General features: G+C 72.2%; 9 protein-coding genes. 5 read left to right on the forward strand and 4 right to left on the reverse strand.

What is annotated here, in order from left to right:
* Positions 1-16: 16 nt before the first annotated feature.
* The 3 genes from bioD to bioB are packed head-to-tail and all read right to left on the reverse strand — an operon-like array spanning position 17 to position 3,299.
* Positions 17-757, reverse strand: coding sequence for a dethiobiotin synthase (bioD, locus tag AB0442_RS10100; RefSeq protein WP_344626512.1), 741 nt, complete (start codon positions 755-757; stop codon positions 17-19).
* Complete coding sequence (locus tag AB0442_RS10105; protein ID WP_366161924.1) at positions 754-2,049, reverse strand: adenosylmethionine--8-amino-7-oxononanoate transaminase; 1,296 nt, start codon at positions 2,047-2,049, stop codon at positions 754-756. The genes bioD and AB0442_RS10105 overlap by 4 nt, the downstream gene beginning before the upstream one ends.
* Positions 2,049-3,299, reverse strand: a complete 1,251-nt coding sequence (bioB, locus tag AB0442_RS10110) for a biotin synthase BioB (protein ID WP_366161925.1) — start codon at positions 3,297-3,299, stop codon at positions 2,049-2,051. The genes AB0442_RS10105 and bioB overlap by 1 nt, the downstream gene beginning before the upstream one ends.
* A 199-nt stretch (positions 3,300-3,498) precedes the next feature.
* Between bioB and AB0442_RS10115 the strand changes: the two genes are divergently transcribed.
* On the forward strand, positions 3,499-4,344 hold the full coding sequence (locus AB0442_RS10115; RefSeq protein ID WP_366161926.1) for a hypothetical protein: 846 nt from the start codon (positions 3,499-3,501) through the stop codon (positions 4,342-4,344).
* Between the two features lie 269 nt (positions 4,345-4,613).
* Here the strand turns inward: AB0442_RS10115 and AB0442_RS10120 are convergent, their stop codons facing one another.
* Positions 4,614-7,130, reverse strand: coding sequence for a DUF3516 domain-containing protein (locus AB0442_RS10120; protein ID WP_366161927.1), 2,517 nt, complete (start codon positions 7,128-7,130; stop codon positions 4,614-4,616).
* A 334-nt stretch (positions 7,131-7,464) separates the two neighbouring features.
* Here AB0442_RS10120 and AB0442_RS10125 point away from each other — a divergent pair, with 334 nt between their 5' ends.
* The 4 genes from AB0442_RS10125 (at position 7,465) to AB0442_RS10140 (ending at position 12,374) form a co-directional block, all read left to right on the forward strand.
* A complete protein-coding gene (locus tag AB0442_RS10125; protein WP_363538906.1) occupies positions 7,465-8,307 on the forward strand; it encodes a nitrilase-related carbon-nitrogen hydrolase in 843 nt (280 codons plus the stop codon).
* Positions 8,308-8,318: 11 nt separating this feature from the next.
* Positions 8,319-9,719, forward strand: coding sequence for a dihydropyrimidinase (gene hydA / locus AB0442_RS10130; protein WP_366161928.1), 1,401 nt, complete (start codon positions 8,319-8,321; stop codon positions 9,717-9,719).
* 7 nt (positions 9,720-9,726) lie between these two features.
* Positions 9,727-10,743, forward strand: coding sequence for a TIGR03842 family LLM class F420-dependent oxidoreductase (locus tag AB0442_RS10135; RefSeq protein WP_344626519.1), 1,017 nt, complete (start codon positions 9,727-9,729; stop codon positions 10,741-10,743).
* 137 nt (positions 10,744-10,880) lie between these two features.
* Complete coding sequence (locus AB0442_RS10140) at positions 10,881-12,374, forward strand: NCS1 family nucleobase:cation symporter-1 (protein WP_366161929.1); 1,494 nt, start codon at positions 10,881-10,883, stop codon at positions 12,372-12,374.
* Positions 12,375-12,716: the final 342 nt, after the last annotated feature.

Here is a 12,716-nt window from a genome sequence, read left to right on the forward strand (position 1 = left end):
GCACCGGCACGCGCCACTACCGGCCCGGTGCGGGCACCGCGTGCGCGGCGGTGAAGGCGTCCGCGTCCCAGCTGCCGCCGAGCGCCGGGGCCAGCGCGGCGCGGGCCGCCGACACGAACGGCCCGCCGCCCACCGCGGCACACCCGGCGGGCAGCGCCCCGAGCAGCGGAGCGCCCGAGGCCACCGGCAGGTCGGCGAGGTTGCAGCGCATCGCCAGGTCCGGCTCGTCCGGCCACGCGCCGATCACCACACCGTGCAGCCGCAGCCCGCGGGCCGCCAGGGCCTCCGCGGTCAGCGCCGTCGTGTTGAGGGTGCCCAGCCCGGCCGTCGCCACCACCAGTACGGACGGCTCCAGGCCGAGCCCGGCCGCCGCGAGCGCCATGTCGGCGAGGGTGTGCCCGTCCTCGTCGTAGCGGACGAGCAGCCCGCCCGCACCCTCCACCAGTACCAGTGCGTGGTCCTCAGCCAGTTCGGCGACGGCCTCCGCGACCTGCTGCGGGTGGACGGCGGGCAGGCCGGCCCGCCGGGCCGCGGTGTCGGGGGCGAGCGGCTCGGGGTAGCGGGCCAGCTCGCGGACGGTGAGGCCGCGCCCGGTGAGCCGGACCACCTCGGCCACGTCCCCGGCCTCCGCGGGGGCGACCCCGGTCTGACCGGGCTTCAGCACGGCCACCGGCCCCCGGGCGAGGGCGGCCACCGCCGCCGTGACGACGGTCTTGCCGACCTCCGTTCCGGTGCCGGTCACGAACAGCACGCTCATCCGGCCACCGCCGCGGCCGCGACACCGGCGGCGATCCGCGCGAGGTCCTGATCGTCCGTCACGTAGGGCGGCATCGTGTAGACCAGGTCGCGGAAGGGCCGCAGCCACACGCCCTCGCGCGCGGCCGCCTCGGTGGCCGCCGCCATGTCGACGGGGTGGTCCAGCTGGACGACGCCGATCGCGCCCTGCACCCGCACGTCCAGCACGCCCGGGGCGTCCGCGAGCGGCGCGAGCCCGGCGGACAGCCCGGCCTCGATCCGCTTGACCTCCGGCTGCCAGTCCTGGCCGAGCAGCAGCCCGATCGAGGCGTTGGCGACGGCCGCGGCCAGCGGGTTGCCCATGAACGTCGGACCGTGCGCCAGCACCGGCACCTCGCCGCGGCTGATGCCGTCGGCGACCTCCGCGGTGCACAGCGTCGCGGCCATCGTCAGGTAGCCGCCGGTGAGCGCCTTGCCCAGGCACATCACGTCCGGCGACACCCCGGCGTGGTCCGCGGCGAACAGCGCCCCGCTGCGGCCGAAGCCGGTGGCGATCTCGTCGAAGACCAGCAGCACGCCGTGCTCGTCGCACAGCTCGCGCAGCAGCCGCAGGTAGCCGGGGGAGTGGAAGCGCATCCCGCCCGCACCCTGCACCACCGGCTCCACGATGATCGCGGCCAGCTCGTCCGCGTGCTGCGCGACCAGGTCGGCGAGCACGCCCGCGTACGCCTCGTCGAGCGGCGCGTCGAAGCCGGCCGGCGGCTCCGGGACGAACAGCTGACGGGGCAGCACGCCGCCCCACAGGTGGTGCATCCCGCCGTCCGGGTCGCAGACCGACATCGGGTGGAAGGTGTCACCGTGGTAGCCGCCGCGCCAGGTCAGCACCCGGCGCTTGGCCGGGCGGCCGACCGACTGCCAGTACTGCAGGCACATCTTCAACGCCACCTCGACCGCGACCGAGCCGGAGTCGGCGAGGAAGACGTGCCGCAGCGGCTCCGGCGTGATGTCGACCAGCGTCGCCGCCAGCCGGACGGCGGGCTCGTGGGTGAGCCCGCCGAACATCACGTGGCTCATCCGGCCGAGCTGCTCGCGCACCGCCTCGTCCAGCACCGGGTGCCGGTAGCCGTGGATCGCCGCCCACCAGGAGGACATGCCGTCGATCAGTTCCCGGTGACCGCCCGCCGGCCGGGCGAGCCGCAGCCGCACCCCGGACGCGGACTCCACCACGTACGGGGTGACGGTGCCGGGCATGGGCCCGTACGGGTGCCAGACGTGCGCCCGGTCGAGGCCGAGCAGGTGCTGGACGTCGGCCATCAGGCGTTCGGGGCCAGCTCGGTGCCCGCGCCGCGGCGGCGCACCCGCACCAGGTCGGTCCGGGCCTCGTCCGAGGACTCCGCCTCGATCAGGGCCTTCGCCCCGGCCTCGGCCTCCGCCGGGTCCCCGGTCGCGGCCGGCTCGGCGTGCCCGCCGCACGGGCCGCAGCCGCCGGTGCCGCACGCGTGCGCCTCGGTGCCGCAGGCCGGGGCGGCGCCGCCGCCGCAGCCGCCCGCGACCGCGTCCGCGCGGTGCCGGGGCAGGGTGCGCTCGCCCGCGCCCTCGACGGTGAAGCCGGCGTCCTTGATCATGTCGAGGTCGGCCTGACCGGCCTGGCCCTCACTCGTCAGGTAGTCGCCCAGGAAGATCGAGTTGGCGATCTCCAGGCCCAGCGGCTGCAGCGAGCGCAGGTGCACCTCGCGGCCGCCGGCGATCCGCACCTCGACGTCCGGGCAGACGAAGCGGACCATCGCCAGGATGCGCAGGCAGCGCTGCGGGCTGAGGTTCCACTCCTGCGCCAGCGGCGTGCCCTCGAACGGGATCAGGAAGTTGACCGGCACCGAGTCCGAGCCGAGGTCGCGCAGCGCGAACACCACGTCGACCAGGTCCTCGTCGCTCTCGCCCATGCCCGCGATCAGACCCGAACAGGCCGACAGGCCCGCACCGTGCGCCTTCTGCACGGTGTCCACCCGGTCCGCGTAGGTGTGGGTGGTGGTGATGTCGCCGTACGTCGCCTCGGAGGTGTTGAGGTTGTGGTTGTACGCGTCCGCGCCGGCCGCCTTCAGCCGCTCCGCCTGGTTGTCGGAGAGCAGGCCCAGGCAGGCGCACACCTCGACCTGCGCGTCGGCGTCCTTGATGGCGGCGATGGTGTCGGCCACCCGGTCGATGTCACGGTCCGTCGGGCCGCGGCCGCTGGCGACCAGGCAGACCCGCTTCGCGCCGCCCGCGAGGCCCGCGGCGGCCGCCTCGGCCGCCTGCTCCGGCTTCAGCCAGGTGTACTTGAGGATCTCGGCCTTCGAACCGAGCCGCTGCGAACAGTACGAACAGTCCTCCGGGCAGAGGCCGCTCTTCAGGTTCACCAGGTAGTTGAGCTTGACCCGCCGGCCGAACCACTGGCGGCGGACCTTGCCGGCGGCCGCGACGACGTCCAGGAGTTCGTCGTCCGTGGTGGCGAGGACGGCCAGCGCCTCCTCCCGGGTGGGCAGTTCCCGGCGCAGGCCCTTGGCGGTGAGGGTGTCGAGCAGATCCATGCGCTCGATCCTGCCCGTGCCGCGTCGCCTTCCGCCAGAGGGAACCCGCCAGAAGATCCGCTCGGCGGTGTGCGAGTTGTCACAGTGCCGCCGCAGACGGTAGTGGCGCAGGTCACGTACGCCCCCTTCGTGCGCGCAGCGCCCCTGCGGCAGGGCCCTCCCTCCGGGCCGGACCGATCACCTGCTTAGAATCTCCCGCATGACCACGCAGGGGGAGCCCGACCAGACCGCGGCCGGACACGACGGCGGGACGACCGCCGAACCGCGCCGACGCGGACGGGGCCGCCGCCGCACCGCCCTGTGGTGCGCCCTCGCCGTCGCGGCGGTCGCCGTCGGCTGGGTGGTCAGCCGCCCCAACCCCGGTGACCTCGTACCCGGCCTCGGCAGCACCAGCGGCCAGTCCAAGAAGTACCAGCCGGCCCCAGGCCTCGCCTCCGAGCAGCCGCTGACGGAAGCCCAGAGCTTCACCGCCGACCACTACTTCCCCGGCCAGCGCACCGTCGACCAGAACGGCGTCCAGGCCCACCGCACGGCCGCCCGCGAAGGCACCGACTGCACCGAGGTCCTGCTCGACCGCGAGAAGAACCCGCTGAAGGACTCCGGCTGCCAGGCGTACGTCTCCGTCGGCTACACCAACGCCGACCAGCAGGTCGTCAGCAGCGTGACCGTCCTGCGCTTCGCCGATGAACAGAGCGCGCAGAAGGCCCGTCAGGCGCTCGCCGACCCGGCCGCCCTCGCCTTCCTCACCGCCGAGTCCGCGGCGCCGTCCCCGACGCCCTCGCCGACCGCGACGGGCAGCCCGGCGGCCGTCGTGTCCGGCGCCGCGAGCGCCCCGGCCGGGGCGACGCCCCCGTCGCCCACCGCGACCACACCCCCGCCCAAGCCCGCCGGCGTCGCCCGGGTCGAGCCGGTCGGCCACTACCTGACCGTCACCGTCTCCCGCTACACCGACCAGCGCACCACCCTCGCCCCCGGCGACCAGACCCTGGACAGGGCCACCCGCGCCCTCTCCTACACCGTCCGCGCCCCCTTCCTCTGGATGTAGGAGAACCCCCTCCGGGGGCGAAGGGGAGCCACCCAGGGGCGCGGGGAACTGCGCAATCCTGGTAGGGCCGACTGTGCAGGTACGGGAAAGCCGAAAGGGGCGCGGGGAACTGCGCAACCCGGATGCGGCGAACTGCACGGAACCAGGGCAGCCCCGATTCGTCCAGCGCACCACTCCCGGACCGCGCAGTTCTCCCCCAGCCTTCGGCCGGGAGGTGCCCCCACGCGCCCCTGGCTTGCCTGCCCCGAGGTGCTCCCCCGGGAGGGCCGTCAGCCGCCGAGGCGGTCGACGGCGGTGACGCGGAGGACGGCGCGGCCCTCCTCGTCGGAGCCGAAGAGGTCGACCTCGGCGGAGATGCCCCAGTCGCGGTCGCCCGCCGGGTCGTCGAAGATCTGCCGGACCCGCCAGAGGCCCTCGTCCTCGACCTGCTCGATCATCAGCATCTTCGGCCCGCGGGCGTCCGGCCCCGTCCCGAGGTCGTCGTACTCCTCCCAGTACCCGTCCATCGCGTCGGCCCAGCGGTCGCCGTCCCAGCCGTACTCGCCGTCGAGTTCGCCCAGCTCGTCGTAGTGCTCGAGCGCCGCGAGCTCCACCCGGCGGAACATCTCGTTGCGCACCAGCACCCGGAACGCCCGCTCGTTCGCGGTGACGGGCGCCGGCTTCTCGTCGAGCCGGACCTCGGCGGCCTCCGGCTCGGTCGGGTTGGCGAGCTGCTCCCACTCGTCGAGCAGCGAGGAGTCGACCTGCCGGACGAGCTCGCCCAGCCAGGCGATGACGTCCTTGAGGTCGTCGGTCTTGATGTCGTCGGGGACGGTCTGCTCCAGCGCCTTGTAGGCGCCGGCCAGGTACCGCAGGACGATGCCCTCCGTCCGGGCGAGCTCGTAGAAGCCCACGTAGTCGGTGAAGGTCATCGCCCGCTCGTACAGGTCGCGGACGACGGACTTGGGCGCCAGCGGGTGGTCGCCGATCCACGGGTGCGCCCGCCGGTACACCTCGTACGCGTGGCCGAGGAGCTCCTCGAGCGGCTTCGGGTAGGTGATCTCCTGGAGCCGGGCCATCCGCTCCTCGTACTCGATGCCGTCGCGCTTCATCTCGCCGACGGCCTCGCCGCGCGCCCTGTTCTCCTGGGAGGCGAGGATCTGCCGCGGGTCGTCCAGCGTCGCCTCGACCACGGAGACGACGTCCATCGCGTACGAGGGGGACTCCTGGTCGAGGAGGTCGAAGGCGGCCAGCGCGAAGGTGGACAGCGGCTGGTTGAGCGCGAAGTTCTCCTGGAGGTCCAGGGTGAGACGGACGCGGCGGCCCTCGGCGTCCGGCTCGTCGAACTGCTCGACGACGCCGCCCTCCAGCAGCGAGCGGTAGATCGCGATCGCCGAGCGGATGTGGCGGCGCTGCGCGGCGCGGTCCTCGTGGTTGTCGGTGAGGAGCTTGCGCATGGCGGCGAAGGCGTCGCCGGGCCGGCCGATGACCGAGAGCAGCATGGCGTGGCTGACCTTGAACCGGCTGACCAGCGGCTCCGGGTCGGCGGCGATGAGGCGTTCGAAGGTCTCCTCCGACCAGCCGACGAAGCCCTCGGGGGCCTTCTTGCGGACGACCTTGCGGCGCTTCTTCGGGTCGTCGCCGGCCTTGGCGAGCGCCTTGTCGTTCTCGACCACGTGCTCGGGGGCCTGCGCGACCACCTGGCCGACGGTGTCGAAGCCGGCCCGGCCGGCCCGGCCGGCGATCTGGTGGAACTCGCGGGCCCGCAGCACCCGCACCCGCTGCCCGTCGTACTTGGAGAGCGCGGTGAAGAGCACGGTGCGGATCGGCACGTTGACGCCGACGCCGAGGGTGTCGGTGCCGCAGATGACCTTGAGCAGGCCGGCCTGGGCGAGCCGCTCGACCAGCCGGCGGTACTTGGGCAGCATGCCGGCGTGGTGCACGCCGATGCCGTGGCGGACGTAGCGCGAGAGGTTGCGGCCGAACTTGGTGGTGAAGCGGAAGTTGCCGATGAGGGCGGCGATGGCGTCCTTCTCCGCCTTGGTGCACATGTTGATGCTCATCAGCGACTGCGCCCGCTCCACCGCCTCCTTCTGGGTGAAGTGCACGACGTACACCGGCGCCTGCCCGGTGGTGAGCAGCTCCTCCAGGGTGTCGTGCAGGGTGGTGCGCCGGTACTCGTAGAAGAGCGGCACCGGGCGGGTCGCCGAGCGGACGGCCACGGTCGGGCGACCGGTGCGCCGGGTGAGGTCCTCCTCGAAGCGGCGGACGTCGCCGAGGGTGGCGGACATCAGCAGGAACTGCACCTGCGGCAGCTCCAGCAGCGGGATCTGCCAGGCCCAGCCGCGGTCCGGCTCGGCGTAGAAGTGGAACTCGTCCATGACGACCTGGCCGATGTCGGCCCGGTCCCCGTCGTGCAGCGCGATCTGCGCGAGCACCTCGGCGGTGCAGCAGATGATCGGCGCGGTCGGATTGACGCTCGCGTCGCCGGTCATCATGCCGACCTGTTCGGTGCCGAAGATCTTGCAGAGGTCGAAGAACTTCTCCGAGACCAGGGCCTTGATGGGTGCGGTGTAGAAGGTCCGCTTGCCCTCGGCGAGCGCGGCGAAGTGCGCGCCGGCGGCGACCAGGCTCTTGCCGGAGCCGGTCGGGGTCGCCAGGATCACGTTGTTCCCGGAGACCAGCTCGATCAGCGCCTCCTCCTGGGCGGGGTACAGCGTGATGCCGCGGTCGGACGCCCACTCGGCGAAGGTCTCGAACAGGGCGTCGGGGGTGGCGGGCTTCGGCATCAGGTCCAGGAGGGTCACCGGCCTATCTTGCCTGCTCCGGATCATCCCGGGCAAAGCCCTTCCCCGCCCGGCCGCCGCCCGGCCGCCGTTCGACCCCCGCCCGACCCCGCCCGACCCCCGCCCGGCCGCGCTGCGGGGCCGCGCCGGAAGCGGGCGAATTCATCCATCATCCCCATCGGAAACTCCGGTGTAACCCCGCCGGGCGCCATTCGTCATCCGGATCCGATTTACATCCGATCATGGTTTCGCCGCGGAACGCACAACACGGGAGAGCGTTACAGCGTGGTACTGCACCTCGGGGTGTGAAACTCATAATGTCAACGGTCTACACCGACTTCTGCGAGGAGTTGAGATGAGCCGAGTCGTCAGGGCAGCGCTGTTCCAGACCGCCTGGACGGGGGACAAGGAAACGATGGTCGCCGCCCACGAAAAGGCGGCGCGCGAGGCGGCGGCGCAGGGCGCCCAGATCATCGGATTCCAGGAGGTCTTCAACGCCCCGTACTTCTGCCAGGTGCAGGAGCCGGAGCACTACTCCTGGGCGGAGCCCGTCCCGGACGGGCCGACCGTCCGGCGCATGCAGGACCTGGCCCGGGACCTGCGGATGGTGATCGTCGTGCCGGTCTACGAGGTCGAGCAGCAGGGGTTCTACTACAACACCGCCGCCGTCATCGACGCCGACGGCAGCTACCTCGGCAAGTACCGCAAGCACCACATCCCGCAGGTGAAGGGATTCTGGGAGAAGTACTACTTCAAGCCGGGAAACCTCGGCTGGCCGGTGTTCGACACCGCGGTCGGCAAGGTCGGGGTGTACATCTGCTACGACCGGCACTTCCCGGAGGGCTGGCGCGCGCTGGGCATGGCCGGCGCCGAGATCGTCTACAACCCGTCGGCCACCAGCCGCAGCCTCTCCCAGTACCTGTGGAAGCTGGAGCAGCCCGCCGCGGCCGTCGCCAACGAGTACTACATCGCCGCGATCAACCGGGTCGGCGTCGAGGAGTACGGCGACAACGACTTCTACGGCACCAGCTACTTCGTCGACCCGCGCGGCCGGTTCGTCGGCGACGTGGCCTCCGACAAGGACGAGGAGCTGGTCGTCCGCGACCTCGACCTCGGCGCCATCGAGGAGGTCCGCCAGCAGTGGGCCTTCTACCGCGACCGCCGCCCGGACGCCTACGGCCCGCTCACCCAGGCCTGAGAGGAGCGCCCGTGACCCGCACCGTGATCCGCGGCGGCCTGGTGGTCACCGCCGCCGAGGAACTGAACGCCGACGTGCTGATCGAGGACGAGCGGATCGTCGCCCTCGCCGCGGCCGGCAGCAGCGCCGCCGAGTGGACGGCCGACCGGGTGATCGACGCCACCGGGATGTACGTGATCCCCGGCGGCGTCGACGCCCACACCCACATGGAGCTGCCGTTCGGCGGCACCTTCGCCTCCGACACCTTCGAGACCGGCACCCGCGCCGCGGCCTGGGGCGGCACCACGACGATCGTCGACTTCGCCGTCCAGTCGGTCGGCGCCTCGCTCCGCGAGGGCCTGGACGCCTGGCACGCCAAGGCCGAGGGCAACTGCGCGATCGACTACGGCTTCCACATGATCCTCGCCGACGTCAACGACGCCAGCCTCAAGGAGATGGACCTGCTGGTGGGGGAGGGCGTCACCTCCTTCAAGCTGTTCATGGCCTACCCGGGCGTCTTCTACAGCGACGACGGCAGGATCCTGCGGGCCATGCAGCGCGGCGCCGACAACGGCGGCCTGATCATGATGCACGCCGAGAACGGCATCGCGATCGACGTCCTGGTCGAGCAGGCCCTCGCCGCGGGGAAGACCGACCCGCGCTACCACGGCGAGGTCCGCCGCGAGCTGCTGGAGGCCGAGGCCACCCACCGGGCGATCAAGCTCGCCCAGGTCGCCGGCTCGCCGCTGTACGTGGTGCACGTCTCCGCCGCCTCCGCGGTCGCCGAGATCGCCGGCGCCCGGGACGCCGGCCTGCCGGTCTTCGGCGAGACCTGCCCGCAGTACCTCTTCCTCTCCACCGACAACCTCGCCGAGCCCGGCTTCGAGGGCGCCAAGTACGTCTGCTCGACCCCGCTGCGGCCCAGGGAGCACCAGGCCGAGCTGTGGAAGGGCCTGCGCACCAACGACCTGCAGGTGGTCTCCACCGACCACTGCCCGTTCTGCTTCGTCGGGCAGAAGGAACTCGGCCGCGGCGACTTCTCCAAGATCCCCAACGGCCTGCCCGGCGTCGAGAACCGGATGGACCTGCTGCACCAGGCCGTCGTCGACGGGCACCTCACCCGCCGGCGCTGGATCGAGATCGCCTGCGCCACCCCGGCCCGGATGTTCGGCCTCTACCCGAAGAAGGGCACCATCGCCCCCGGCGCCGACGCCGACGTCGTGGTCTACGACCCGAACGCGGAGCAGACGATCTCCGCCGAGACCCACCACATGAACGTCGACTACTCGGCGTACGAGGGCAGGCGGATCACCGGCAAGGTCCGCACCGTGCTCTCCCGCGGCACCGTCGTCATCGACGGGGACAACTACCTCGGACGCGCCGGCCACGGCCGCTACCAGCCGCGCGCCACCTGCCAGTACCTCGACCGCTAGGAGCCCCGTGGACATCGGACTCGTCCTGCAGACCGACCCGCCCGCCCGCCTGCTCATCGACCGGATGAAGCGCGCCGAGGCGGCCGGCTTCACCCACGGGTGGACCTTCGACTCCGTCGTGCTCTGGCAGGAGCCCTTCGTCATCTACAGCCGGATCCTCGCCGAGACCGAGCGGATGATCGTCGGCCCGATGGTGACCAACCCCGCCACCCGCACCTGGGAGGTCACCGCCTCGCTGTTCGCCACCCTCAACGACATGTACGGCAACCGCACCGTGTGCGGCATCGGCCGCGGCGACTCGGCGCAGCGGGTGGCCGGCCGCCGCCCGGCCGGGCTCGGCATGCTCGGCGAGGCGATCAACGCGATCCGCGACCTCGCCGAGGGCCGCACCGTCGAGGTCGACGGCACCGAGATCCACATCCCGTGGGTCAAGGAGGGCTCCCGGCTGCCGGTCTGGATGGGCGCGTACGGGCCCAAGGCGCTGCACCTCACCGGACAGGTCGCCGACGGCTTCATCCTGCAGCTCGCCGACCCCTACCTGACCGAGTGGATGGTCAAGGCCGTCCGCGACTCCGCCGCGGAGGCCGGCCGCGACCCGGCCTCCGTCACCATCTGCGTGGCCGCCCCCGCGTACGTGACCGCCGACGACTCGCCGGAGGCGCTGGCGCACGCCCGCGAGCAGTGCCGCTGGTTCGGCGGCATGGTCGGCAACCACGTCGCCGACCTGGTCTCCCGGTACGGGGAGCACTCCGCGATGGTCCCGGAGGAGCTCACCGCGTACATCAAGGACCGGCACGGCTACGACTACAGCCACCACGGCCGGGCCGGGAACCCGGACACCGCCTTCGTCCCCGACGAGATCGTCGACCGGTTCTGCCTGATCGGCACCCCCGAGCGGCAGCTCGCCAAGCTGGAGGAGCTCCGCGCGCTGGGCGTCGACCAGTTCGCCGTGTACGCGATGCACGACGCGATCGAGCCCACCATCGACGCCTACGGCAAGAGCGTGATCCCGGCCCTCTCCTGACCCCGGCGCTCGCCCGAAGCACCCGCGCTCCCCCCGCGCACCCGCACCGACCACCCGCACCGACGCACCATCACCTTCCCCGGCGGCCGCCCCCCACGGCGGCCGCCGAGCCGTCCCCCCGCACAAGGTGGTAGCCCGTGTCCGCAACCCAGTCCGTGCAGCCCGACGGCCGGATCGAACTCGCCCCCGGCACCGACCTCTCCGACCCCCGCTTCGCCAACGACGACCTGAGACCCGTCCCCATCGCGAAACGCCGCTGGACCACCTACAACTTCCTGGCCCTCTGGGTCGGCATGGCCCACAACATCCCGTCCTGGACGCTCGCCTCCGGCCTCGTCGCACTCGGCATGGACTGGAAGCAGGCCGTCCTCACCATCGCGCTGGCCAACCTGATCGTGCTCGTCCCGATGCTGCTCACCGGGCACGCCGGCACCAAGTACGGCATCCCCTTCCCGGTGTTCGCCCGGGCCTCGTTCGGCCTGCGCGGCGCCAACCTGCCGGCCATGATCCGCGCGGCGGTGGCCTGCGCCTGGTTCGGCATCCAGACCTGGATCGGCGGCGAGGGCATCTTCCTGCTCGCCGGCAAGCTGCTCGGCTCCGGCTGGCAGAACGCCTCCCACCTCGGCGGCTACCCGTGGACGCAGTGGCTGTCGTTCCTGATCTTCTGGGCGATCGAGATGGCGATCATCGTCCGCGGCATGGAGACCCTGCGGCGGTTCGAGAACTGGGCGGCGCCGTTCGTCATCGTCGGCGCACTCGCCCTGCTGATCTGGATCTCGGTGGAGGCCGGCGGCTTCGGCCCGCTGCTCGACCAGCCCTCCGAGCTCGGCTGGGACGGCGACTTCTGGAAGGTCTTCTTCCCCGCCCTGATGGGCATGATCGGCTTCTGGTCGACGCTCTCGCTGAACATCCCCGACTTCACCCGCTTCGGCGGCTCGCAGAAGGCCCAGATCCGCGGCCAGGCGCTCGGCCTGCCCACCACCATGACCCTCTTCGCGCTGCTGTCCGTCCTGGTGACCTCCGGCTCCCAGGCCGTCTACGGCGAGCCGATCTGGGACCCGATCGCACTCGCCGCGAAGATGGACTCCACCGTCGGCATCCTCTTCGCCCTGCTGACCGTGCTGATCGCCACCCTGTCCGTCAACATCGCGGCCAACGTGGTGTCCCCGGCCTACGACCTGTCCAACCTGCTGCCGAAGCTGGTGAACTTCCGGACGGGCGCGGTCATCACCGGCGTGGTCGGCATCGTGATCTTCCCGTGGAAGCTGATCTCCGACCCGCAGATCTACATCTTCACCTGGCTCGGCGTGGTCGGCGGCATGCTCGGCACGGTGGCCGGCATCCTGATCGCCGACTACTGGATCGTCCGCCGCACCGCCCTCGAACTCGCCGACCTCTACCGCCCGCACGGCGCCTACTGGTACGCCGGCGGCTGGAACTGGCGGGCCGTCACCGCCCTCGTCGTCGGCGCCCTCCTCGCCGTCGGCGGCTCCTACGGCGGCCCCTTCCCCGCCGACGGCCTGATCCCCTTCCTCAAGCCGCTCGCCGACTACGGCTGGGCCGTCGGCTTCGCCTCGTCCCTCGCGCTCTACACCGCACTGAGCGCGGGCACCCGCCGCAACGCCGCATAACCGCAGGCCGGAAACACGGAATCACTGGGAACCGCCCCGACACACCACTGCGAGGGTGACGGCGCCGTGGTCGACGACCACCCGCCGGGTCGGTCCGACGAACGCCGCCTCTCCGGTCCGACCGGATCGGAGAGGCGGCACCGGCCGCGGAGTACGTACGGCCCGCTGGACGACCTCGCCCAGGAAGTACGTGAGGCGGACCGCGGCCTCCCCTTCGGCGTGCCTGCGTAGTGGTGAACCCCGCCTGTCGGCGGCTGTGGTCGGGACACACGCCGTTCGGGGCACGGTGTGCCGATCCCCCGGTCCGAGTTCCACGGCCGCGTCCCGGAACCGAAGCACTGC

Source organism: Kitasatospora sp. NPDC085895, assembly GCF_040702125.1.
Taxonomy (GTDB): domain Bacteria; phylum Actinomycetota; class Actinomycetes; order Streptomycetales; family Streptomycetaceae; genus Kitasatospora; species Kitasatospora arboriphila.

Bases quoted from the DNA above. Each gene is read 5' to 3' on its own strand.
- bioD (WP_344626512.1), bottom strand. From the start codon at position 757: ATGAGCGTGCTGTTCGTGACCGGCACCGGAACGGAGGTCGGCAAGACC.
- AB0442_RS10105 (WP_366161924.1), bottom strand. From the start codon at position 2,049: ATGGCCGACGTCCAGCACCTGCTCGGCCTCGACCGGGCGCACGTCTGG.
- bioB (WP_366161925.1), bottom strand. From the start codon at position 3,299: ATGGATCTGCTCGACACCCTCACCGCCAAGGGCCTGCGCCGGGAACTG.
- AB0442_RS10115 (WP_366161926.1), top strand. From the start codon at position 3,499: ATGACCACGCAGGGGGAGCCCGACCAGACCGCGGCCGGACACGACGGC.
- AB0442_RS10125 (WP_363538906.1), top strand. From the start codon at position 7,465: ATGAGCCGAGTCGTCAGGGCAGCGCTGTTCCAGACCGCCTGGACGGGG.